The following is a 23,316-nucleotide window of genomic DNA, read 5'->3' on the forward strand; positions in this document are numbered from 1 at the left end:
ACCGACGGCCCCTGGACTCTCGTGGCAGATCGGAGAAGAACCTGCAGGGACTGAGGCAAGTGCCACGGCTCGTTGGGCTCGCCGGGTTACTGTGCGCTGGCCGGGCACGTAGCGGGCCTGCGTGCCCGGCAACAACTCCCGAACACGGGCAGGGGCGATCTACGCGGCAGCATGCGAGTGGCTGAGGTGCCCGATGGCTATGGCGAGCCATCGGGACAGGAGAGTATTCCGCAGACCGATGGGGAGTTGGTCGAGTGAGGCGAAGCAAGAACCGTCCCGAGTCACAGGCTCGCAGCAACTTCACTCAACCACCTAGCGGCGCAGCGGCAGCACGTGTGCCCGGTTCGGAGCCAACCGCCGCGCCAACAGCGGGCGGCCGTCGTTTCTCTCCTCGCAACTGGCCGGTCCGGGCTCGGCTGAACGCGATCCTGCTCTTACCCGTGATCGTCGGCCTGGTGATGGGCGGCTTTCAGGTGAAGAGCTCGATCGACAGTTGGCAGGAGGCCGAGGACGCGGAGAACACCTCGCGTCTGGTGCGCGTGTCCTTGAACTACGTCGACGCGCTGAGCAACGAGCGCGACATCACCGCCGCACCCCTTCTCAAGGGTGACAGCACTAAAGAGGACGAGATCATCATCGGTGCGGCCCGCAAGGCCACCGACGAGGCTGCGGACGCCTTTGGTGAAGCGGTCCAAGACATGCCTCGGACGGCCAGCTTGGAGCGCCGACTCAAGTTGTTCCGTGCTGAGGAGCCCAACCTCAAGACGCTGCGCACGCAGGCGTACACCAGCAAGCTCCCTGGTGTGGACACCGAGGAGGGCTATACCGAGATCACCAACCCCCTGATGGAGTTCGCTAGCGAACTCAGTCTGAGTACCGGCGACATCACGAGTTATGGCCGGATCCTCTACGCGATCTCGCTTACCAAGACTGCCCTGTCACTGGAACGCGCCATCGGCATGCACCTGTTGGTCAAACCGGGCCCTGGTGATGGCAGCCTGGCCAGCCAGCGCGAGGCCCTTTCCTCGTACGCGCGCTTGGAGGGCGTCGCCGTCGACCAATACATCAACGGTGGTGCCGAGGCTGATGCAAAGAAGATCGAGGACGTCAAGAAAGAGATTCAGGCGGACATCGCCACAATGGCCAAGCAGGCCAAGGCCAAGGACCCGGACTATGTGGCACCGCCGTCTGACCTCAGGACCATGGTCAGGCTCCTTGCGGGCCTGAAGTCTGTGGCCCCGGCAGACCGTGCTGTGCTTGCCCGGCAGGGCGTCACGCCGAAGAACTGGTGGACGGTCACCACCGTCAAGTACAACGCCTACCGCCAACTCGAGAAGAGCAAGGCCGACACCGCGGTGCACGAGGCCGCGACGATCGCCGACAACGCCAAGCGTGACGCCCTCATCACGGGTGCCGTCGTCGTCGTCGCCCTGCTCCTGGCGTTCATCCTGGCCGGTGCCGTGACCCGCCAGATGTCCCGCTCGATGCGCCAGCTGCGCAACGCCGCCTTCGGCATCGCCGAGCAGCGGCTGCCGATGCTGGTCGACCAGCTCTCGCGCACCGACCCGGGCCGGGTGGACACCCGCGTGCAGCCCATCCCGATCAACACCCGCGACGAGATCGGCGAGGTCGCCCGCGCCTTCGACCAGGTCCACGGCGAGGCGGTCCGGCTCGCCGCCGAGCAGGCCCTGCTGCGGGGCAACATCAACGCGATCTTCACCAACCTCTCGCGGCGCAACCAGTCGCTGATCGAGGGCCAGCTGACCCTGATCGCCGACCTGGAGAGCAACGAGGCCGATCCGGGCCAGCTGGAGAACCTCTTCCGTCTGGACCACTTCGCGACCCGTATGCGCCGCAACGGCGAGAACCTCCTGGTCCTCGCCGGCGAGGAGCCCGGCCGCCGGTGGGACATGCCGGTCCCGCTGGTGGACGTGCTGCGTGCCGCCTCCTCCGAGGTGGAGCAGTATGGGCGCATCCAGCTCTCCAATGTCCCGAGGGCCGAGATCCACGGCCGTGCGGTCACCGACCTCGTGCACCTGCTGGCCGAGCTGCTGGAGAACGCGACGGCGTTCTCCTCCCCGCAGACCAAGGTCCGCGTCACCGCGTCCGGGCTGCCCGACGGCCGCATCATGATCGAGATCGACGACGAGGGCATCGGCCTGACCGCCGAGGACTTCGCGGACATCAACCACAAGCTCGCGAACCCGCCCACCGTCGACGCGGCGATATCCCAGCGCATGGGCCTGTTCGTGGTCGGCCGGCTGTCCGACCGGCACGGCATCCGCGTCCAGCTGCGCCCCTCCGGCGAGTCGGCCGGCACCACAGCTCTGGTGATGCTGCCGGTTGCGATCACCCACGGCGGTGGCGGCGAGCGGCGGCTCAACCGCGACGAGTTCACAGTCTCGCGGGCAATCACGGACCAGAACTATCAGGATGAGGACTTCAACTCCTCTGTGGGCGCGGCCGCGGAACTCGGCTTCGACGACACCCGCTACGCCGACACCCTGGACGACATACGCGAGTTGGACCCCGTCGGCCGCTCGCTGATGCGCGAGGAGCGCCGTGCGGCCCTGGAGGTCCAGGCCGAGGACCAGCCGGCCCAGGAGTCCTCCGAGACCCGGTACGGCGACTCCTTCGATGCGTCGCCGTCGGCGCCAAACGACACCCAAGACGCTGCCCGACAGGGGCTTGAGGTGTTGCCGCCGGCGCTGGGTCCTGGGGAGGGACGTACACCGCTGTACGACACGTTGGAGACCAGTTGGTTCCACGGCAGTCAGCCGGTCGGCGGCCCCGGTCCGAGCCAGGAGTCACCTCAGGCTGCGTCGGCTCCGGACGCGCCCCAAGGTTCGGACGCCGCGCCGGCCTCGACTGGTTGGCGCACCTCACCCAACGACGATCTCGTCCGGCAGGCGGAGCGAGTCAGGCAGCCGGCGGCGGGCGGCATCACCACCTCCGGCCTGCCGCGCCGCGTGCCCCGGGCGAACCTTGTTCCGGGCACGGCTCAGCAGCGACAGGACCAAGGCGGTCCGCAGGTCTCGCGTGCGCCTGACGACGTACGCGGCCGGCTGACCAACCTCCGTCGAGGCATCGCCCAGGGTCGCCAAGCCGGTACCGGCCAGACCGGCAGCCCCATGATCCCCAGTCTCCAGCAGGGACGCGTGCCGGTCGGCAACGCGGGATCGCCGGCAGGTGATCGTCTCTCGTCTGAGGGATCAGAGCCTCCACGGTCTGAGCGCGGTGGCGGTACCTCCGGCCAGGGGCGACACGAGGTGTCCTCTGCGACGTCACCGCCGGTGCCTCCCGTGAGCCCTGCACCGTCTGCCTACGAAGGGAGCTCTCCCCGCCACCTCGTCGTCGAGGTGGCGGAGCAGGCGGCTCTGGACCGTGAGATCCCACTGCACGTGCAGATCACACGAGAGGCTGGTCAGGTCAGCACACGCATGAGGCCGTTTGCGGTGCCCCAGGAGGGCGCGCAGTTGACCATCACCGTCCAGGCGCCCGGTCTGCGTGCTCTTGGTGATCTCCAGCAGCGGCTCATCGTGTACCCGGGGGCCGATTCCGAGGTGCTCCATTTCCCTCTGCGCACGGTGGCCCCGGGACTGCACTGGGTGACGGTACGAGCGTTCCGTGAGGGTACGTACCTGGGTGAGGTGCGGTGCCAGATTTCGGTGACAGGAGGCGGGGTAACCCGTGACGGACGGAAACACGTCGGGATGCTGCAAAGCACCGCCGTCGAGCCGGGCGAGGTTACGCTCCAAGTCCATCGAAACTTCGATGAGTCGTACAGCTTCCAGTTGATGAGTGGGACCTTCTATGCACCGGAGGAGTTCCGCTTCCACGGTGGTGATCCACGCAGGGTCGCGGACCAGATCGCCAATGAGGTGCGTGAGCTCGCCCGGCTGACGGTACCCAAGGCCGCCGGCGCGGCCGCGCACACCCACCGGGTGTACGAGCGCTTGAAGAACCAGGGCGTGGAGCTGTGGAGATCGGCCGTGCCAGAGGCGATACAGCAACAGTTTTGGGAACAGACCAATCGCATCACATCGTTGACGGTTCTTGGGGTGCACAACGTCGTACCGTGGGAACTGCTCTACCCACTTGATTCGCAGCGCGACCGCGGTTTCCTGGCCGAACAGCTGCCCGTCGTGCGTCGGGTCTTCAACCAGGATCGCGTGCAACGCATCGCCCTCCCCGGCGCCACCTTCGTCGTACCGCCTGGTTCGCCGCCAGAAGCAAAACAAGAGATTGCCTCCCTGCGTAGGCTGCTGGGGCCGGGAGCGGCGCAGGCCGAGGTGATCACCGAACGCGACGTACTGACCGCTCTGATCCGTGGTGGTGACGTCGGGCTGTTGCACTTCGCCTGCCACAACACCTTCTCTCGTTCCGGATCGCGTATGAACATGGACGACGGGCCCTTCGATCCCATCGACCTATCGTCTGCCGCCCAGATCGGCAGCCTTCAGGCCCAGCGTCCGATGGTCTTTCTCAACGCGTGTCGCAGCGCAGGGGAGATTGATTGGTGGACGAAAGCCCTCGGCTGGCCGGAAAAATTTCTGGAAGCCGGGGCGGGAGCCTTCATCGGCACGCTGTGGTCGGTGCGCTCCGACTCGGCGCTGCTGTTTGCCGAGACCTTCTACGACCAGTTCCTGGACAGAGGCGAGCCCCTGGGCCGGGCCTCACTCGTTGCCAGGCAGGCCGTCCGCGACCAGCACGGCGATCCCACTTGGCTCGCATACGCCGTCTATGGCAGCCCCGCCGCCGAGGCGTCGCGGTCGGGCGATCCCGAATCGGCATGACGTTTCGTCAGCGAGAAAGGCGGCTGGCGGTGCCTACGCCGACCAGTCGACTGCCGACCGACTGCGGTAATGCGGTCATGCGACCAACAGCCTGCTCCAACCTGTAAGCCGTACAGCCGAATCAGAAGCAAGCCAGCGAAGGAGTTCTCCTGTGACGGACCCGGTCTTCGTCGTCCACGGCGTCGCCAACCGCGACCTCGACGGCTTCACCGCTGCCGTTGAGGCCCTCCAGTCAGCTACAGGGCTCTCGATGGAGCCGGTGTACTGGGGTGACCTGGGCGCCGAGGATCGCTTCCTCACCGCGGCCCTGCCCGCCCGCCATACGGCATCCGTGTCCGTAACAGGACTGGACAGCACGCTGCGTGACTCCGCATCCGATACGTTTCTTCCCCTTCACCTCCTTGCCGACCAGCCGAGTACGGCAGACCAGATGACGGTCTTCGACGCAGCCCTGCGCGATGAACTGGAGACCGACTCCGACGACACCCTGCGTGATGGCCATAGCGCCGCCCTCAACCCCGACGAGATCCTTGACTGGGTAGCCGAGGAGTGGCCGGAGACCCGCTGTCTGAGCCGGACGGACTCCTCGGCCCTTCTCGCCGAAACTGGCCGAGCTCTGGCCCGCGCCCTCCTGGAAGCGGACACCGAGAAAGACGCCGCATACGGATACGAAGGACTGCGCGACGAGCCCAGTGATGAGCCAGGGCGGCTGCGCGAACTGGTCCGACGGCGACTCCGCGACCTCGACCGCGTTGCAGGCGCCGCCGTCAGCGCGGTGGCCGGACGTGTCAACCATGCCGTGCGTACCCGCTTCGGACCGGGCACCACCCGTTTCCTGGGGGACGTGCTGGTCTACCAGCGACACCGAGACACCATCCACGCCCGTGTCCGTGCATGCGTGGACAAGGTCGACCCGGAGTTGGGGCGCAGCCCTGAGCGCCCGGTACGGGTGGTCGCTCACAGCCTTGGTGGCGTTATCGCCGTCGACATGGCCACCGCCCATGAGCCGCTGTGGACCGAACGGCTCGTCACCTTTGGCTCTCAGTCGGCGTTCTTCCACGTCTGTGACCCGCGCGGAGGCCAGCTTCTTCCCTACTCGGGCCACGCCCCGGTCCGCCTGCCCGCCTCCCTCGGCCGCTGGACCAACCTCTGGGAACCGCTGGACATGCTGGCGTTCGCGGCGTCCCAGGTCTTCCAGCTCGATGACGGCAGCAGCCCGGTCGACCTGCCCGTCCCACACGCCGCCAGTACTGGCCTGTGGACCCACTCCGCCTATTGGGATCTGCCGGATGTGGCCGCCGCCATCGCCGCAGCTATGAAGGATGCCTCGATAGCCTCTGAACCCTAAAAAGTGCTGGTCACTAGTCCCGTCATGCGTGAGCGATGCGTGAGCGGACGGGATGGCATAAGCCGCCATGGGACAGACTGGGCCTACCGGTGGTGGTCGGGGAATATGCACTCTGACCTGCTACGCAGCGCCTGAGTCGGCTTCGGTCGGGTCGGGCGCTGCGGCGTTTTCCGGCCGGTGCGTGAGCAGCCACGCGGGTCGTCAGCCCGAGCCGCGTTCGCCTGTCGATTCCGGCGTGCAGTGTTTCAGCAGCGCGGAGATCGGGCCCTCGACGAGTCGGTAGCGCACGATCCTGCCGTCCTTCTCGCCCTCGACGATGCCCGCGGTCCGCAGCAGACGCAGAGCCTGGGAGACGGCCGTGTCCCGCATCCCGCTGGCGACGGCGAGGTCGGACACGGCGATGGGGCCGGCCTCCTGAAGGGCGAACAGCAAGGACAGGCGTCCGGGATCGGAGAGCAGCGAGAAGCGATCGGCCCAGGCGCGCACGCGCTCCAGGTCGCCGACGGCGGCGATGGCATCGCAGACCCGATGCCCGTCAATGGTGCGCCGCCCGGCGTGTTCCGCGGGGACGAGATGCATGCCGTACATCATCGCAGCGAACAGGTGCCGATCTCCATACCTGTTCAGCTGTGCAGCCTTGCAGCCACTGCCTGTGGCCTTCTAGGGTGAGCGGGCCGTGGTGTTCGGGAAGCCGGTGACAGCCCCCAGGGGCTCAGACCGGAGCGGCCCTCGCCACTGTGATCGGGGAGTTCGTCGCCCATGTCCCGCACGGGACAGCCACTGGCCGCCGCAAGGCGGTTGGGAAGGCGGGCGGCGGACGTACGACCCGTCAGCCAGGAGACCGGCCACGGCATCACGAAACTGATCCACGAGGTGCTGGAGCGTGTCCGTATGACCGTGTCTCAAGGCGTGCCCGAATCCGCCGCCCCGTCCTTTCGCTGGCGCCGCGAGGACACCGTCAGGACCGCGGCCCTGCTGACCGTGATCGTCGCTCTGCACGTCGCCGCCTTCGGGATCCTCTTCCTTCTGGTGATCCCGCATCACTACGCGGTCGGTACCCAGGCGTTCGGGGTCGGCCTCGGCATCACCGCCTACACGCTCGGCATGCGGCATGCCTTCGACGCCGACCACATCGCCGCCATCGACAACACCACCCGCAAGCTGATGGCCGACGGAAAGCGGCCGGTGTCGGTGGGCTTCTGGTTCGCGCTGGGACACTCCAGCGTGGTGGTCGTCATGGCCGCGCTGGTCGCCGGGGGCACGCACCTCGCCGGCACCCTGATGAACGACAGCTCCCGCACCCACCAGGTGCTCGGCACGGTGGGCACCACGGTCTCCGGCAGCTTCCTGTACCTCATCGCCGCCCTCAATCTCGTCGCCCTGTTCGGCATCGCGCGCGTCTTCCGTGCGATGCGCGCCGGACGCTACGACGAGGCGGAGCTGGAGGCGCACCTGGACTCGCGCGGCTTCATGAACCGCATTCTCGGCCGCCTCACCAAGTCCATCCGCCGCCCCGGCCAGATGTTCCCTCTCGGCTTCCTGTTCGGGATCGGCTTCGACACCTCGACCGAGGTCCTGCTGCTCGCCCTGGCCGGCAACGGCGCCGCCGCCGGGCTGCCGTGGTACGCGATCCTGTGCCTGCCCCTGCTCTTCGCGGCGGGCATGAGCCTGTTCGACACCCTCGACGGCACCTTCATGAACTTCGCCTACCAGTGGGCCTTCTCCAACCCCGTTCGCAAGGTGTTCTACAACCTCACGATCACCGGCCTGTCCATCGCGGTGGCCTTCTTCGTCGGCACGATCGAACTGGTCGGCGTGCTGCACGACAAGCTCGGTCTGCAAGACGCCGTCACCGGCTGGATATCCGGGCTGGACCTGGACAACGTCGGCTACGTCATCGTCGGTCTGTTCGTGGTCGTCTGGGCCATGGCGGTCGCGTACTGGCGCCTGGCCAAGGTCGAGGAGCGCTGGAGCGCCCGCACCGCCGACACCGGCTGACGGCACCCGGCCGCCCGCCTGCCGACTTCAGCCGGTGCAAGCAGCGACCAGAGTCGACGTGGTTCAGCATTTCGGCCGCTGACCGGCTCGGTTGGCCGCTGCGAGGCTGCCGTCATCCCCTGGCGGACGGCGACCTGCGCGCGGTCGTCGAACCGGGCACGTTCGAGATCAAGGTCGCAGGCTCCTCGGCGGACATCCGCCGACGGGCGGTTCTCCGCGTCACCTGACGCCGTCCGCCGCGGCTTCCGGGTGAGATCACGTTTGAGATCACGAAACCTGGCGCGCTGCCGTCCGTTTTGGGGTATTTCGCACTAATCTCCCGTGGCAGCAAGGAGTTGATCTGTCACAGGTCGCATCCACTTCGCTCCACCGGAGATGACATGCACAAGCTTCGCAAGGCCGCCGTCCTGGTCGCCGCCCTCGGGAGTGTCGGGTTCCTGAGCGCCGGCGGCGCCCATGCCGACGGTGGCGTCGGCGTCCAGCAGAGCACCACTTGCAGGTCGCACGACCTGAACATCAGCGTCCTCGGCGAGGTCGGGCTCATCGACGGCCTGTTGGGCAACGCGCTCAACGGCGAGGGCAACACGGGGGCGCAGAGCACCACTGAGGGCTCGGACATGGGCTGCAGCAACGCCTTCGGCAAGTAGTCGCGACGGCTGTTGCCGGATGAACGGCCTGCCGGGCGGAGCGCCCGGCAGGCCGTGGCCGTTCCTCGCGGCCTGCCGGGCGGAACTTCGTTACTTGGATGCCGGCGGAGTGACGTTCCCCAGGTTGAAGTCGCTCCCCGTCGTGAAGGCGGGGGCCGCGTCCGGGCTGCCGTGGCGCCCGCTGCGGCTGTCGTCGTCGTAGGCCACGGCGTTGGACTGCGAGTTGGCCACCGCGGTGACGCCCTCGTCGTCGTGGTCATGACCGTGGTCGTGGGCGAAGCTGACGCCGGCGCCGAAGGCGGAGAGGCTCGCGATCGCCGCGGCTACGACGGCAACACGCTGAAACTTGCGCATGGTTAGACCCTTTCTTACCCGGGCGCGACGCCCTGGCTTGGCTACGTATTGTGACAATATATGCACTGATAGTAGTCATTTGGGATCTTTGGGTTGTTTGCGCGCCGTGTCGTTTTTTCGTGCGACCGTCAGCCGCGGCGCGGCCGCGCCACCACCGGTGCGGACATGGACAGGCCCACGAGATCGGTCCAGACGGCCTCGCCGACACCGCCGAGGGTCTGTTGCGCGGCGCGTTCCGCGGCGGTGAGGATCCCGAGGCCGGCCCGGGTCTCGTAGGGCAGGTGATCGAGGGCGAGGCGGCGGCCGACGTAGTCCATGACGGAGCCGGCCTGCTTGATGTCCGGGTCGTTGGTGAGGCCGGAGGGCTCGAAGCGCGTCCCGACGTAGTCCGCGACGAGGATGTCGAGCGGGACGCCGTGCTGAAGGCCCCGGGTGACGGTCGAGGAGAAGGCGTCCATCATGCCCGCGAGCGTGGAGCCCTGCTTGGCCATGCGGACCATCACCCCGGCGACGCGGCCGTCGGGGGCGTGCGCGACGGTGAGGTATCCCTTGCCCTCGCCGACGCTGAACGACCGGGTCGTCGACCGCATCCGCCGCGCGGGGCGCGGTACGGCGGTCCGGGCCGCCGCCCGGGTCTCGCCGGCCGCCCGTGTCGTGCCGTCCCCGAATCGCTCAGTCATGAACGCCCTCACTCGTCGTCGATCTGCGGCTGTCTGGGACATTCGTGGCCCAATTCCGGCACAGTGCATCCTTGTACACAATCTGTGGGCGCCAACTGGCCTTCGGCCACAACATGTTGGGGTTGAAGATAGGGGCGGGAGGGCGGACGAGCGGCTGTGGCACGCCGGAAAGAGGCTTGGTCCGCAGTAAGTTGGGCGGATGTCCACGTTGCCGGTGATCCTTTTGCTGTCCGGGAGTCTGCGGGTCGGCTCCACCAACGAGGCCGTGTTGCGCACCGCGCGGGCCGTGGCGCCTTCGGTGCCGGTGGAGGCCGTGCTCTACGACGGTCTGGCGAACCTTCCGCACTTCAACCCCGATGACGACCTGGACCCGCTGCCGGAGGCGGTGGCCGGGCTGCGGGCGGCGATCGAGGGGGCGGCCGGGGTGCTGGTCTGCGCTCCGGAGTACGCGGGGACCCTGCCGGGGGCGTTCAAGAACCTGCTCGACTGGACGGTCGGCGGCACCGAGATCTGCGACAAGCCGGTGGCCTGGGTCAACGCGGCCGCACCGGGACGCGGGCAGGGCGCGGAGGCCACGCTGCAGACGGTGCTCGGCTACACCGGCGCCGACATCGTGGAGCCGGCCTGCGTGAGGATCCCGGTGCGGCGGGAGACGGTCGGCACGGACGGGGTCGTCGACGATCCGGAGGCGCGCCGCCAACTTGCAGAGGTGCTACGGCTGTTGGCGGCTCCCGGGGGCCGGCCCCCGGACCCCCGCTCCTCAAACGCCGGAGGGGCTGATTTTTCGCCGACCGGGGCTTGATCTTTCAGCCCGTTGGGGGTCCCCCCTCACTACACCATGCCGCGCGGGGCGGGTCGCCTAGCGTGGTGCCATGGGTGGAACGGTGCGGCAGGCGGGGCGGGCCACGGTTCATCTTGTGCTGGCCGCGGCGATGGCGTTCTGCCTGTGGATCTTCGTCACGGTGCTGATCATCACCGTGATCGCCACGCTGACGGTGGTGGGCGCCTGGATGCTGCCCGAGACGGTGCTGATCGTCCGGCGGATCGCGGGCGCCAAGCGGAGCATGACGGCCGCGTGGACGGGGCAGCGGATCCCCGAGGCGTACCAGCCCCTCACCGGGTCGCTCCGCGAGCGGATCCGTACGGCGGTACGCGACCCCGGCACCTTCACCGACCTGCGCTGGATGGTCGCCGACTACTTCTACGGCGCCCTGCTCGCCCTCGCGCTGCCGCTGTGGCCTCTCGGGCTGGTCGTCGACGGCCTGTGGTGCGGGCTGCTGCGGCGTACGCCCCTCGTCCTGCCGTTGATCGTGCGGCTCGCGGACCTGGAGGCGGACTGGTCGACCGCCCTGCTCAAGCCGTCACCGAAGGCCCGACTCGCAGCACGCGTCGAGGAGTTGGCCGCGACCCGCGCCGACGCGATCGCCGCGCACGGCGCCGAACTGCGCCGTATCGAACGTGATCTGCACGACGGCGCACAGGCCGGCCTGGTCGCCCTGTCCCTGCGGATCGGGCTCGCCAAACGGGCCTTCGAGCGGGATCCGGAGACCGCCCGCAAGCTGCTCGACGAGGCGCAGGACCAGGCCGAGAGGGCCCTGAACGAGCTGCGCCAGGTGGTGCGCGGCATCCATCCGCCGATCCTGACCGACCGCGGCCTGGTGGGCGCCGTACGGGCGCTGGCCGCGAGCAGCACGCTGCAGGTGACCGTGCAGGTGGTCCGGCTGGAGGACGACGGGCTGCGGGCGCCCGCCGCGGTGGAGGCGGCCGCGTACTTCGTGGTGGCGGAGGCACTGACCAATGCCGCCAAGTACAGCGGCTCGCCGCGGGCCTCGGTCCGGCTCGAACGGCTCAAGCGCGGGCTGCGGGTGCGCGTGGCCGACGAGGGCTCCGGCGGTGCCGACGAGACGAGCGGCTCGGGTCTGCTCGGCATGCGGCGGCGGGTCGCCGCGCTGGACGGGACCGTGGAGGTGTCCAGCCCGGCCGGCGGGCCCACGGTGATCGACGTGCTGCTGCCGTGCGTGTGGTGAACGGCGGCGGCCCGCCACTCCATGGGCATCAGCCCGCGCTCAGCTCCGCCAGCGGCAGCGTGTGCTGGGTCTGGAGGACCTTCGCACGCAGATAGCGGACGTTGTGGGCGGTGGTGAAGACGCCCGTGGGGACGCGGTCCCGGACGTCGATGCCCAGGTCGCGGAGCTGACCGGCCTTGTCGGGGTTGTTGGACAGCAGGTCCAGGCTACCGATGCCCAGGGCTTGCAGCATCTGCGCGGCCGCCGTGTAGTCGCGGTCGTCCTCGGGCAGCCCGAGGGCCGCGTTCGCCTCGTACGTGTCGAGGCCCTGGTCCTGCAGGGCGTACGCGTCGAGCTTGTTGTAGAGGCCGATGCCGCGCCCCTCCTGGCGCAGATAGAGCAGCACGCCGCCGCGGTCCGCGATCCGCTCGACCGCCTCGCGCAGCTGCGGACCGCAGTCACAGCGGGCCGAGCCGAACACATCACCGGTCAGGCACTCGGAATGCAGGCGGACCAGAGGCGTTGTACCGGGAGCCGGGTCGCCCAGGACGACCGCGACGTGCTCCTGGCCGTCGGTCAGGCCGTGGAAGGTGACCAGTTCGGCGTCGACGCTGTAGCCGTCCTGGAAGCGCAGCGGCACCCGTACGCGGGAGCGCGGGGTGGCGGCGGGGAAGTCGGGCATGCGGGTCTCCGGGGTCGTCCATATCTGCTTCAGTTTTGAAGCAGCTGCATGGTCGGGAACCCTACCCCATGCTTTAAATTTGAAGCAACAGCTTTTCGGGACGCTTCGGATTTCCGGGTCGCCTCAGGTTCCCCGGGCCGCCTCAGGAACAGGGACCGGAGGAGCGGCGGCGCCAGGGAACCTCCTCCGAGGTGGGGCGCTCCTCCTCCCGCTCCAGTGCCTGCACCACTCCCGAGAAGATCTCCTCCAGTTGCTCCACCTGCTGCGGGGTCAGCTGGTCGAAGAGCAGCGAACGCACGGTCTCCACATGCCCGGGCGCCGTCCGCTCCAGTACGGCCATCCCCTCGTCGGTGAGCATGGCGAAGCTGCTGCGCTTGTCCCACTGGCAGTCCTCGCGCCGGATCAGACCGTCCTTCTCCAGCCGGGTCACGGCATACGTCAGCCGGCTGCGCGTGATCTTCGCCCGCTCGGCGAGATCGGTCATGCGCAGCCTGCCGTCCGGCGCTTCGGAGAGGTTGGCCAGGATGGAGTAGTACAGATGCGGCATGCCGGCGTCCTGCTGGAGCTGCCGGTCGATGGCGTCCTCCAGGAGATGCGTCGCCGCGATGTACGCGCGCCAGGCGCGCTGCTCCTTCTCCGTGAGCCAGCGAGTCGTCATACGTCCAGTGTAGGTTTGCTTCAAACTTTAACCAAGCCTGTCCGTCGCCGAGAGTGAGCGCGTCCGATGCCGTATCCGTACGTCCTGCTGTCCGCCGCCGTCTCCCTCGACGGCTACCTCGACGACACCGGCCCCGAGCGCCTGCTGCTCTCCAGTCCGGCGGACTTCGACCGCGTGGACGAGGTCCGGGCCTCCGTGGACGCGATCCTCATCGGCGCCGGCACGATCCGCGCCGACAACCCGCGCCTGCTGGTCAACTCACCCGAGCGCCGCGCCGCCCGCGTGGCCGCCGGACAGCCGGAGTACCCGCTCAAGGTCACCGTCAGCGGCTCCGGCGACCTGGACCCCGACGCCCATTTCTGGCACACGGGCGGCGAGAAGCTCGTCTGCACGACCGACAAGGGCGCCGAGCGCGCCCGCGCCCTCGGCCTCGCCGCCGACGTCGTCCCGCTCGGCCCCGACCTCGACTGGCGCCGCCTCCTGGAGCATCTGCACGAGGTACGCGGCGTGCGGCGCCTGATGGTCGAGGGCGGCGGCACGATCCACACCCAGCTCCTCCAGCAGGGCCTCGCCGACGAGCTCCAGCTGGTCCTGGCCCCTCTCTTCGTGGGCGACCCGGACGCCCCCCGCCTCTTCGGCCCCGGCGCCTACCAGCCCGGACGCCTGCGCCTGACGGAAACCCGGCGGATCGAGGACGTCGTCCTCATGCGCTACGAGCCCACGGCCCCCGGCACCGGTCCGCTCCCCACCGCCGCCGACCGGCACTGGCTGGCCCTCGCCTGCGAGCTCGCGGCGCTGTGCCCGCCCTCGCGCACGGCCTTCAGCGTCGGCGCGGTGATCGTCGCCGCCGACGGCACGGAACTCGCCCGCGGCCACTCCCGCGAGGGCGACGACCCGGTCGTCCACGCCGAGGAGGCGGCCCTCGCCAAGCTCGACCCCGCCGACCCCAGGCTGGCGACGGCAACGGTCTACAGCAGCCTGGAACCCTGCGCCCACCGCGCCTCCCGCCCCAAGCCCTGCGCACGGCTGATCCTCGACGCGGGGGTACGCCGGGTGGTCACGGCCTGGCGCGAACCGGACACCTTCGTGACGGGGGCGGACGGGAGCGGGCTGCTGGCCGGGCAGGGGGTCGAGGTGGTCGTACTGGGGGAGTACGAGGAGCGGGCAAAGGCACCGAACCGGCACTTGCTCCGGTGACCTCTCGGCCCGGGTCGGCACTTCCGACCCGTCCGGCGTTTGAGGACGAGGCCGTTCAGGCCGAGGGGGGTCTGGGGGCGCAGCCCCCAGCACCGCAAGACACACAACTCCCCGCACCGGCCGATCGGCCCAACAGATCCTGCGCCCGCCCCCCGGAAGGGCGACCCTGACCGTACCGGCCGGAGGCGATCGCGGAGGTAGTGCCAGTGAGGTCAGTTCCCAGACGTGCGGCGGCAGTTCTCCTCGTCCTCCTGCTGACGGCGCTCGTCGCCTCCTGCGGCACCGACCCCGGCACCCGCACCATGGCGAGGGCGCTGCCCCCGGGCGCACCGTTCACCCACCCCGGCGTCCTCGTCAGCCAGGCCCAGCTGGACGTCGTACGCAAGAACGTCATCGCGGGCAAGCAGCCCTGGCTGCAGGCGTTCCTCGACATGCGGGACAGCAAGTACGGGTCGTACAAGTACACGGCCCAGCCGACCGCGGTCGTCAACTGCCCCTGGGGCGGCAAGGGGGCGAAGGGCTGTCTGGAGGAGCGGCAGGACGCCATCGCCGCCTACACACAGGCCCTTCTGTACAGCGTCACCGGTGAGCGGCAGCACGCCCTCAAGGCGCGGGAGATCATGGACGCCTGGTCGGCGCAGCTGAAGCGGCACACGGCGCAGGACGCCCAGCTGCAGGCCTCCTGGGCCGGGTCGACCTGGGCACGGGCCGCGGAGATCATCCGGTACGCACCGGGCGCCGGCTGGCCCGCCGACCGCGTACGGCGGTTCACGGCCATGCTGCGCACCGCCTACCTCCCCGAGGTCACCAGGGACCTTCCCGACTACAACGGCAACTGGGACCTCGCGATGACCGACGCCGCCATCGGGATCGCCGTCTTCACCGACGACCACAAGACCTTCGACGCCGCCGTCAAACGCTTCCGTGGCCTGGTGCCCGACTACTTCTATCTGCGCAAGGACGGCAAGATCCCGCTCACCCCGGCCGGCTCCGACGCCAACACCGTGCAGAAGCTGGAGACGTACTGGTTCAAGGAGACGAAGTTCGAGGACGGCATCGCGCAGGAGACCTGCCGCAACTTCAAGCACGTCGGCTACTCCCTCGCCGCCACGGCGCACATCGCCGAGACCGCCTGGCACCAGGGCGTCGACCTGTACGGCGACGTCAAGGACCGGCTGAAGGCGGCCCTCGACTTCCACGCCCGCTACGAGATGGGCGCCAAACCCCCGCGCTGGCTGTGCGGCGGCAGGGTCGTCGGGAACATGGGCCCCGACCTGGAGGTCGCCCTCAACCATCTGGAGAACCGGCTCGGCACCCCCGTCCCGGCCGCCCACAAGCTGGTCGAGCAGACCCGCCCGGCCGGCACCGACGACCTCTTCGTCTCCTGGGAGACCCTCACCCACGCGGACAACCCGGCCGCCTGACCGAGGCCTGCGGACCCGAAAACGCAGGTGAAAGAGGGCGGACCCAAACCCTGGCGCAGACAGCCCCGCGGATGGCGTATGCTGGTGACACAACGACGCGGGGTGGAGCAGCTCGGTAGCTCGCTGGGCTCATAACCCAGAGGTCGCAGGTTCAAATCCTGTCCCCGCTACTCAAGGCTCAGGGCCGGAGTCCAGTCACTGGACTCCGGCCCTGAGTGTTTCCCCCGGTCGGGTCATCCGGCTCGCCCCGTGCCGCCGTACCGGGAAACCTGGAGGGGTGGAGCAGGAGGGGCCGATCTCATACGCACGCACCTTCGTGCGGCTGCTCCCGGCGCTGCTGATCGTCGGCGGGACCTTCTACGACTACCTCACGCCTTCGCGGTTCACGGCAGGCCCCATCTTCACCGCCGCCCCCCTGGTCGCCGCCCCGCTCTACTCGCGCCGCGGCACGCTCCTCACCGGCCTCGCGACCGTCCTGGTCGTCACCGCGATCCATGCGCAGGTGGGCATCCTCCTCCAGGTGGAGGCGATCACCGAGCTGGCCACCATCGCGACGGTCTCCGTCCTGGCCGTCCTCATCAACCTCCTCGTCCGCCGCAGCCGCGAGGAACTCGCCTCGCAGCGCGAGATCGCCGAGGCCGTCCAGCGCGCGGTGCTGCCCGAACCCGCCGAACGGATCGGGGCGTTCGCGATCGCGGCACGGTACGAGGCCGCGCAGGCCGATGCCTCCATCGGCGGGGACCTGTACGCCGTGCAGGACACCCCGCACGGCGTACGGCTGGTCGTCGGCGACGTGCGCGGAAAGGGGATGGGGGCGGTGGCCGCCGTCGCCGTCGTCATCGGGGCGTTCCGGGAGGCCGCCGAGCAGGAGGCCACGCTGGAGGCGGTCGCGCAGCGGCTGGAGCGGGCGCTGGAGCGGGAGGCGGCGCGGCGCGCGGGCATCGAGTTGTTCGAGGGGTTCACCACCGCCGTGCTCGCCGAACTTCCGCACGGCGAGGGCGTCGTCCGCATCGTCACTCGCGGCCACCCGCCCCCGCTGCTGCTGTGCCCGGACGGCACCGTGCACACCCTGGACGCCCGCGAGCCCGCCCTGCCGCTCGGCATGGGTGACTTCGGGGGCCGGCCCGACCGCGCGGAGGAGATCGCGTTCCGCAGCGGGGCCACGCTGCTGCTGTACACCGACGGGCTGTCCGAGGCACGGGACGAGCACGGGCGGTTCTTCGAACCCGCGGACCGGCTCGCCGGCCGGGTCTTCCACGAGCCCGCCGCGCTGCTCGCCACCCTCGCGCGGGAGGTGCGCAGATACGCCGGCGAGGCCATGGCGGACGACATGGCGCTGCTCGCCGTACGACGGCCCTGAGGTTTCTGAGGCGCGGTCAACTCGCCCGTTTTTCGCCGTTCATGCGCCGTCTGTCCAGGTCAGAAAGGTTAATGATCAAGCAGAACACCTTGGAAACGACACCCCGGGTCTATTAACGTTCGATAACGCAGCGCGGTCGTCCCAGCCGTCACAAGAGGCGGCTCCGTGCGCACGCGCCGAATCCCGCAAGGGAACCGGGGAACCACCACCCTGGGGTGAATCGCGCCGACACCGCCGTGGCAGCACGGCAGGTATACGCGCGTAGGAGACCTTCCTGCTCCGAACCCGTCAGCTAACCCGGTAGGCGAGAAGGAAGGAAAGGAGCACGCCCACGTGGCGTCCAACCCGCCTGCCCCGGCAGCCCCGTTCGTGCCGAGCACCGAACCCTTCGGCTTCGCCGGCCGACGCACCGACGAGGGCCCCTGGGAGGAGTGGAATCCCACCGAGGACTCCCTCGCCCCGGTCCGCGGCCGGCACCGCGTCGCCAAGCAGCGCGGCGGGGGACTCGCCCGCAGCTCCACCGTCCTCGGCGTCGGCGTCATAGCCGCCGTCGGCGCGGGCGGCATGGCCAGCGCCAACACCGGCAAGCCGCCGGTGTCGATCTCCATGCCCGATCTCGCCTCCGTGAGCCATGTGTTCGGCGGTGGCTCCGACGCCCCCAAGGGCTCCGCGACCGCGCTCAGCGACGTCGCCACCACCTCCGCGGGCACCGCGCAGGGCGCCGGTGAGGCGCTGCGCGACCGGATCATGGCGCAGGCCGCGTCGCAGCAGGTCCAGATCGACAGCAAGAGCCAGGCAGCCGGCGAGGCGGCCCTCGCGCAGCAGATCGACGAAGCCGCCGCCAAGGCCGAGAAGGACGCCGCGGCCAAGGCCGCCGCCGCGAAGGAGAAGGCGGAGGCGGCGGTCAAGAAGGCCGCCGAGGACGCGAAGCTCGCCGAGCTGGCCAAGCAGTACACGCTGCCGGTCGTCTCCTACACGATCACCGGCACCTTCGGTCAGTCCGGCTCCATGTGGTCCTCCGGCTACCACACGGGCCTCGACTTCGCCGCCCCCACGGGCACCCTCATCAAGGCCATCCACTCCGGCACCATCACGGAGGCCGGTTGGGCGGGGGCGTACGGCTACCGCACGATCCTCACCCTCGACGACGGTACGCAGCTCTGGTTCTGCCACCAGTCGTCGATCAGCGTCAGCGTCGGCCAGAAGGTCAGCACGGGTGACGTCATCGGCCGCATCGGCGCCACCGGCAACGTGACCGGCCCGCATCTGCACCTGGAGGTCCACCCCGACGGCCAGGCCACGGGCATCGACCCGATGCCGTGGCTGCGCAGCAAGGGCCTCAACCCCTGAGACCCGTACGTTCTCCGTCCGTACCCGGAGTGCCGTAATCCGCTTGTTTACGGGATCTTTGCGCCCGCCGCGGAAGACCGGCCTTCGGGGCGGGCGTTGACGTAGAGCATGACTTCTCCTTCTCTGCGCAAGCTCGGCTCCTCCGGCCTCGAGGTCTTCCCGCTCTCCCTGGGCGGCAACGTCTTCGGCTGGACCGCCGACGAGGCCACCTCCTTCGCCGTGCTCGACGCCTATGCGGCCGCAGGCGGCAACTTCGTCGACACCGCCGACGCCTACTCGGCCTGGGTCGAGGGCAACCACGGCGGCGAGTCCGAGACGATCATCGGCAAGTGGGTCAGGGCCCGCGGCAACCGCGACGACGTGGTCATCGCGACCAAGGTCAGCCAGCACCCCGACTTCCAGGGCCTGTCCGCCGCCAACATCAAGGCCGCCGCAGAGGCCTCGCTGCGCCGCCTCGACACCGACTACATCGACCTCTACTACACCCACTTCGACAAGCCCGAGGTGCCGGTCGAGGAGATCATCGGAGCGCTCGACGAGCTGGTGAAGGAGGGCAAGGTCCGGCACATCGCCGCGTCCAACATCTCCGCCGACCGGCTGCGCGCGTCCCTGGAGTTCTCCGACCGCGAGGGCCTGGCCAAGTACGTGGCCCTGCAGCCCCACTACAACCTGGTCTCCCGCGACACCTACGAGGGCGAGCTGCAGGACCTGGCGGCCCGCTACGGCCTGGCCGCCGTCCCGTACTTCTCCCTCGCCGCCGGCTTCCTCACCGGCAAGTACCGGCCCGGCACGACCGTCGACAGCCCGCGGGCCGGCGGTGCCGCCAAGTACCTGGAGAGCGAGCGCGGCCGGCGGGTCCTGACCGCCCTCGACGAGATCGCCCAGGCCCATGACGCCGCGGTCGCCACGGTCGCCCTGGCCTGGCTCGCCGCCCAGCCGACGGTCGCCGCCCCGATCGCGTCCGCGCGGACGGTGGAGCAGCTCCCGGCGCTGCTGGCGGTGGGCGAACTGGCGCTCACCGAGGCCGAGGTCGCCCGCCTGACGGAAGCGTCTGCCTGACCTGCTCGGGCTCTACGACCGGTACGGGTTGTACGCGGGATTCGGCACCGCCGGGTACCCGTACGCCCCGTACACCGGCCAGGGCGGCGCCGCCACCGGCACCGGGGGCGCCGTCATCCGTGCCGCGTGGTCCAGCGCCGGGCGCGCCACCTCGCGGCGGCGCCACAGCTCGTGCAGCAACTCCCGTTCCCTGACGACGAAGTCGGCGCCGGCGCGGCCACGGCGCCCCCGGTGCCGCAGGAAGGCCAGGGAGGTCGCGTACGCCTCGTACTGGGCGACCTCGCGTGCGGCGGGCTTGCCGAGGTGCCGGGCGGCGTGTTCGCGGGCCAGTCGGCGGGCCCGCATCGAACCGAGGGCGTAGGGCTCGGCGGGGGTGAGCCAGCCCGCGACGGCGTATGCGGGCAGTTCCTCGCGCACGGTGCGCAGCTCGCGCTGGCGGGTCCAGATCACCAGCCAGGTCAGCAGGCCGAACGCGGGGACCATGAAGGCCGCGTACACGGCGAAGAAGCCGTACTCGCCGAAGTTCGAGGAGCCGTTCCAGATCGCGTGCATGCTCATCGCGAGCAGCAGGCCGCAGAGCGGGACGAGGACGCGCCGCAGGTGCTGGCGTTCCGCGGAGAGCGCGGCGATGCCGAAGCCGATGCCGGTGAGGACGGTGAACAGCGGGTGGGCGAACGGGGACATGATGATGCGCACGAAGAACGTCGCCGCGGTGACGGAGGCGATACCGCGGTCGCCGGTGAGCTGGTCGGTGCCGAAGGCGGTGCCCAGGTAGAGGATGTTCTCGGTGAAAGCGAAGCCGGTGGCGGTGACCCCGGCTATCACCACCCCGTCGACGATCCCGGTGAAGTCCCGTCTGCGGAACAGGAAGACGAGCAACACGGCCGCCGCCTTCGAGGACTCCTCGACTATGGGCGCTATGACGGTCGCGCCGAGGGTGTCCGCGCTCGACGGGTCGGCGGTCGCCGTCGCTATCCACTTCGTGGCGAAGCTGTTGGCGACGATCGCTATCAGCGCCGCCGCACAGGCCCCCCAGGCGAAGGCGAACAGCAGATTGCGCCAGGGCCCGGGCGCGACGCGGTCCAGCCAGCGGAACGCCGCCATGAGCAGCGGCACGGGCAGTACGGCCAGCCCGAGCCCTACCAGGAACCCCTCGGTGCCTGTCTGTTCGCGCACCAGGGCGAGGATGACGAGCCCGGAGAGGGCGAGCAGAGTGATGAGCGCGCCGTACCGCACCGCTCTGCGCTGCCACCAGTGAGCGTGCCCGAGCGCACCGCCGGCCGGGACGCCGGGGTGTGGCGGATGCGTCGGGTACGGGGGAAAGGTGGCCACGGCATTGACCCTAACGAGGGAGGGCGCCGCCCGCGACGGTACTTCGGATGACCCGCAGGGCCGTGGGGCTTCAGGCGCCGGTGGGGGGCTGGTTGTGGTGCTGTACGCGACGGAAGAGCAGGTCATTCACGACATGTCCCTTGTCCAGTCCCTGACCCTCGAAACGGGTCAGCGGCCGGAAGTCGGGACGGGGCGCGAAACCGCCCTCTGGCTGCGTGTTCTCGAACTCCGGATGCGCCGTCAGGACTTCGAGCATCTGTTCGGCGTACGGCTCCCAGTCGGTCGCACAGTGCACGATGCCGCCGGGCCTGATGCGGGCCGCGGCGAGGTCGAGGAACTCCGGCTGGATCAGCCGCCGCTTGTGATGGCGCTTCTTCGGCCACGGGTCGGGGAAGTAGACCCGCAGCCCGTCCAGCGAATCCGGGGTGAGCATCTCGCGCAGCAGGATGATCGCGTCCCCGTTGGCCACGCGGACATTGGACAGCCCGTCGTGGTCGGCGAGGTTGAGCAGATTGCCCTGCCCCGGGGTGTGCACGTCCACGGCGAGGATGTTGGTGTCCGGGTCCGCTGCGGCCATCTGCGCGGTGGCCTCACCCATCCCGAACCCGATCTCCAGCACGACGGGATTGCCGTTCCCGAACAGCTCGCCGAGATCGAGGGTCCGCTGCCCGTCGACGTCCAGCCCCCACTTGGGCCACAGCCGCTGCAGCGCATCCGCCTGCCCGGCGGTCACCCGGCTCCGCCGTGGCTGAAAGCTCCGGATCCGCCGCTCGAAGTGCGACCCGGCAGGATCAGCCTTCGGCCCGTCCGGAAACCGGGGCTCCCCCTTGGCCCGGGTATGCCGGACGGACACTCCGGGGATGTGCGGCACATGCTCGCCGGGGCGGGGGGCTTCGGGGGTGTTGAGGGAGTCAGACACAGTGGGGTCGATTTTACGGGCTGGGGGCGGCCCTCAGCCCCGGCGGCCACCCCAGCCCGGGTGCCGTCTCCCAGCGCCGGTCGGCACATCCAGCCCGTCCGGCGTTTGAGGACGAGGCCTCTTAAGGGCCGAAGCGGGGGTCTGGGGGCGGCAGCCCCCAGGTACGGGACGGGTAGGGGCGGCGGGGCGAGCAAACCCGGCCCGCCCCCGGCGGCGTCACACCGATCCCAGCATGGCGAGCGCCCGCCCAGCCACCTCCCGCCCGATCGGCAGCGAAGCGGTCGCCGCAGGCGAGGGCGCATTCAGCACATGCACAGCCCGAGCCCCCTCCTTGATCAGGAAGTCGTCCACCAGCCCGCCGTCCCGCAACACCGCCTGCGCCCGCACCCCCGCCGCAGTCGGCACCAGATCATCCGCGGTCACCGCCGGCAGCAGCCGCCGCACGGCCGTGGTGAACGCCCCCTTGGACACCGACCGCGCCAGCTCACCGGCCCCGTACCGCCAGTGCCGCCCGGCCATCCGCCACGCCCCCGGCCAGGCCAGTGTCCGCGCCACCTCCCGCGGCCGTACGACGCCCCAGTCGTACCCTTCCCGCGCCAGCGCCGGCACCGCGTTCGGCCCGATGTGCACACCCCCGTCGATCCCGCGCGTGAGGTGCACGCCGAGGAACGGGAACGCCGGATCCGGCACCGGATACACCAGCCCGCGCACCAGGTCGGGGCGGGCCAGCTCGTAGTACTCGCCCCGGAACGGCACGATCCGCATCTCGGGGTCGTCCCCGGTCAGCCAGGCCACCTCGTCGCAGTACAGCCCGGCGCAGTTCACCAGCACGCGCCCCCGGACGACGTCACCGCTCGTCGTCCGCACGGCCACCCCGAGCTCCGGCCGCCGGTCGATCCGCTCGACCCGCGCCCCGTACCGGATCTCCGCCCCGGATGCCTCGGCCAGCTGCCGGGCGACCCCCACGAAGTCGCATATCCCGGTCGTCCCGACGTGTATGGCGGCGAGCCCGCGCACCTCCGGCTCGTACTCCGCGATCTGGGGGCCGCTCAGCTCCCGTACCGGAATCCCGTTCTCCCGGCCGCGCTGCACCAGGGCGTGCAGCCGCGGCAGCTCGTCCTTCTCGGTCGCGACGATCAGCTTGCCGGTGACGGCATGCGCGATCCCGTACTCCGCGCAGAACTTCACCATCTCGGCGGCGCCCCGCACCGCGTACCGCGCCTTCAGGGACCCCGGACGGTAGTAGATCCCGCTGTGGATCACCCCGCTGTTGCGCCCCGTCTGGTGCCGGGCCGGCCCCGGCTCCTTCTCCAGCACGGTCACCCGCGTCCCCGGCGCGATCCGCGTGATCGCGAACGCCGTGGACAGCCCGACGATGCCACCCCCCACCACCAGCACATCACAGTCGTAAGCGATCCCCGGCCGCACCTGCACCACCTCCCGCTACCGATAGTGCACTGCGCCACTGACAACCACTTCAAACGTGGGCGGAAAGAGGTCTTCCCG

18 protein-coding genes, 1 tRNA gene, 2 pseudogenes and 2 riboswitches are annotated in these 23,316 nt (G+C 69.8%); of the genes and pseudogenes, 13 read left to right on the forward strand and 8 right to left on the reverse strand.

The features are described from left to right. Positions 1–254 precede the first annotated feature (254 nt). From ABD355_RS27820 to ABD355_RS27830, 3 genes and pseudogenes are all read left to right on the forward strand, one after another. Positions 255–3,074 (forward strand): annotated as a pseudogene (locus ABD355_RS27820) (sensor histidine kinase); the annotation flags it as partial. A gap of 915 nt (positions 3,075–3,989) precedes the next feature. Beyond that, a pseudogene (locus ABD355_RS27825) lies at positions 3,990–4,796 on the forward strand (CHAT domain-containing protein); the annotation flags it as partial. 151 nt (positions 4,797–4,947) lie between these two features. Further along, positions 4,948–6,144 carry a hypothetical protein gene (locus ABD355_RS27830; protein WP_344403427.1) on the forward strand — a complete coding sequence of 399 codons (1,197 nt, stop codon included), beginning with the start codon at positions 4,948–4,950 and terminating at the stop codon, positions 6,142–6,144. Positions 6,145–6,345: 201 nt separating this feature from the next. Here ABD355_RS27830 and ABD355_RS27835 read toward each other — a convergent pair whose 3' ends face one another. After that, positions 6,346–6,723, reverse strand: a complete 378-nt coding sequence (locus ABD355_RS27835) for an ArsR/SmtB family transcription factor (protein WP_344403428.1) — start codon at positions 6,721–6,723, stop codon at positions 6,346–6,348. A gap of 81 nt (positions 6,724–6,804) precedes the next feature. Then, positions 6,805–7,008, forward strand: a riboswitch (cobalamin riboswitch). Between the two features lie 27 nt (positions 7,009–7,035). On the opposite strand from ABD355_RS27835, the gene nicT reads away from it, so the two are divergent. Together nicT and ABD355_RS27845 are read left to right on the forward strand one after the other, a co-directional pair. Next, positions 7,036–8,142 (forward strand): Nickel transporter NicT, encoded by a 1,107-nt coding sequence (gene nicT / locus ABD355_RS27840; protein WP_344403429.1) that lies wholly within the window; start codon positions 7,036–7,038, stop codon positions 8,140–8,142. A 380-nt stretch (positions 8,143–8,522) separates the two neighbouring features. After that, complete coding sequence (locus tag ABD355_RS27845) at positions 8,523–8,789, forward strand: hypothetical protein (RefSeq protein ID WP_344403430.1); 267 nt, start codon at positions 8,523–8,525, stop codon at positions 8,787–8,789. A gap of 90 nt (positions 8,790–8,879) precedes the next feature. On the opposite strand, the gene ABD355_RS27850 is transcribed toward ABD355_RS27845, so the two are convergent. Next, entirely contained in the window at positions 8,880–9,143 is a 264-nt protein-coding gene (locus ABD355_RS27850; RefSeq protein WP_344403431.1) for a hypothetical protein, read from the reverse strand. A gap of 128 nt (positions 9,144–9,271) precedes the next feature. Further along, a complete protein-coding gene (locus ABD355_RS27855; protein ID WP_344403432.1) occupies positions 9,272–9,823 on the reverse strand; it encodes a TSCPD domain-containing protein in 552 nt (183 codons plus the stop codon). Between the two features lie 199 nt (positions 9,824–10,022). Here ABD355_RS27855 and ABD355_RS27860 point away from each other — a divergent pair, with 199 nt between their 5' ends. Together ABD355_RS27860 and ABD355_RS27865 are read left to right on the forward strand one after the other, a co-directional pair. After that, complete coding sequence (locus ABD355_RS27860) at positions 10,023–10,625, forward strand: NADPH-dependent FMN reductase (protein WP_344403433.1); 603 nt, start codon at positions 10,023–10,025, stop codon at positions 10,623–10,625. A gap of 70 nt (positions 10,626–10,695) precedes the next feature. Beyond that, the gene (locus ABD355_RS27865) at positions 10,696–11,850 is read left to right on the forward strand and encodes a sensor histidine kinase (RefSeq protein ID WP_344403434.1); all 1,155 of its coding nucleotides are present in this window, start codon (positions 10,696–10,698) and stop codon (positions 11,848–11,850) included. Between the two features lie 28 nt (positions 11,851–11,878). Here the strand turns inward: ABD355_RS27865 and ABD355_RS27870 are convergent, their stop codons facing one another. Beyond that, the gene (locus ABD355_RS27870) at positions 11,879–12,511 is read right to left on the reverse strand and encodes a GTP cyclohydrolase II (RefSeq protein ID WP_344403435.1); all 633 of its coding nucleotides are present in this window, start codon (positions 12,509–12,511) and stop codon (positions 11,879–11,881) included. A 142-nt stretch (positions 12,512–12,653) separates the two neighbouring features. After that, positions 12,654–13,169 carry a MarR family winged helix-turn-helix transcriptional regulator gene (locus tag ABD355_RS27875; protein ID WP_344403436.1) on the reverse strand — a complete coding sequence of 172 codons (516 nt, stop codon included), beginning with the start codon at positions 13,167–13,169 and terminating at the stop codon, positions 12,654–12,656. 66 nt (positions 13,170–13,235) lie between these two features. Between ABD355_RS27875 and ABD355_RS27880 the strand changes: the two genes are divergently transcribed. The 6 genes from ABD355_RS27880 to ABD355_RS27905 all read left to right on the forward strand — a co-directional run bounded on the left by ABD355_RS27880 (position 13,236) and on the right by ABD355_RS27905 (position 19,559). Further along, entirely contained in the window at positions 13,236–14,366 is a 1,131-nt protein-coding gene (locus tag ABD355_RS27880) for a dihydrofolate reductase family protein (protein WP_344403437.1), read from the forward strand. A 200-nt stretch (positions 14,367–14,566) separates the two neighbouring features. Further along, on the forward strand, positions 14,567–15,790 hold the full coding sequence (locus ABD355_RS27885) for an alginate lyase family protein (protein WP_425585794.1): 1,224 nt from the start codon (positions 14,567–14,569) through the stop codon (positions 15,788–15,790). A gap of 96 nt (positions 15,791–15,886) precedes the next feature. Continuing rightward, positions 15,887–15,960, forward strand: a tRNA-Met gene (locus ABD355_RS27890). A 107-nt stretch (positions 15,961–16,067) separates the two neighbouring features. Then, positions 16,068–17,150: a PP2C family protein-serine/threonine phosphatase gene (locus ABD355_RS27895; RefSeq protein ID WP_344403439.1), complete on the forward strand. Its 1,083-nt coding sequence runs from the start codon at positions 16,068–16,070 to the stop codon at positions 17,148–17,150. Between the two features lie 164 nt (positions 17,151–17,314). Next, a riboswitch (cyclic di-AMP (ydaO/yuaA leader) is annotated at positions 17,315–17,471 on the forward strand. A gap of 12 nt (positions 17,472–17,483) precedes the next feature. After that, complete coding sequence (locus ABD355_RS27900; protein ID WP_344403441.1) at positions 17,484–18,500, forward strand: M23 family metallopeptidase; 1,017 nt, start codon at positions 17,484–17,486, stop codon at positions 18,498–18,500. A gap of 108 nt (positions 18,501–18,608) precedes the next feature. After that, positions 18,609–19,559: an aldo/keto reductase gene (locus tag ABD355_RS27905; RefSeq protein WP_344403442.1), complete on the forward strand. Its 951-nt coding sequence runs from the start codon at positions 18,609–18,611 to the stop codon at positions 19,557–19,559. Between the two features lie 12 nt (positions 19,560–19,571). On the opposite strand, the gene ABD355_RS27910 is transcribed toward ABD355_RS27905, so the two are convergent. The 3 genes from ABD355_RS27910 to lhgO form a co-directional block, all read right to left on the reverse strand. Continuing rightward, a complete protein-coding gene (locus tag ABD355_RS27910) occupies positions 19,572–20,891 on the reverse strand; it encodes a PrsW family intramembrane metalloprotease (RefSeq protein ID WP_344403443.1) in 1,320 nt (439 codons plus the stop codon). A gap of 70 nt (positions 20,892–20,961) precedes the next feature. Beyond that, positions 20,962–21,810: a tRNA (guanosine(46)-N7)-methyltransferase TrmB gene (gene trmB, locus ABD355_RS27915; protein ID WP_344403444.1), complete on the reverse strand. Its 849-nt coding sequence runs from the start codon at positions 21,808–21,810 to the stop codon at positions 20,962–20,964. Positions 21,811–22,026: 216 nt separating this feature from the next. Then, the gene (gene lhgO, locus ABD355_RS27920; protein ID WP_344403445.1) at positions 22,027–23,247 is read right to left on the reverse strand and encodes an L-2-hydroxyglutarate oxidase; all 1,221 of its coding nucleotides are present in this window, start codon (positions 23,245–23,247) and stop codon (positions 22,027–22,029) included. Positions 23,248–23,316 lie beyond the last annotated feature (69 nt).

Origin of the sequence: Streptomyces longisporus, assembly GCF_039532765.1 — a bacterium.
In the GTDB taxonomy this organism is placed as follows: Bacteria; Actinomycetota; Actinomycetes; order Streptomycetales; family Streptomycetaceae; genus Streptomyces; species Streptomyces longisporus.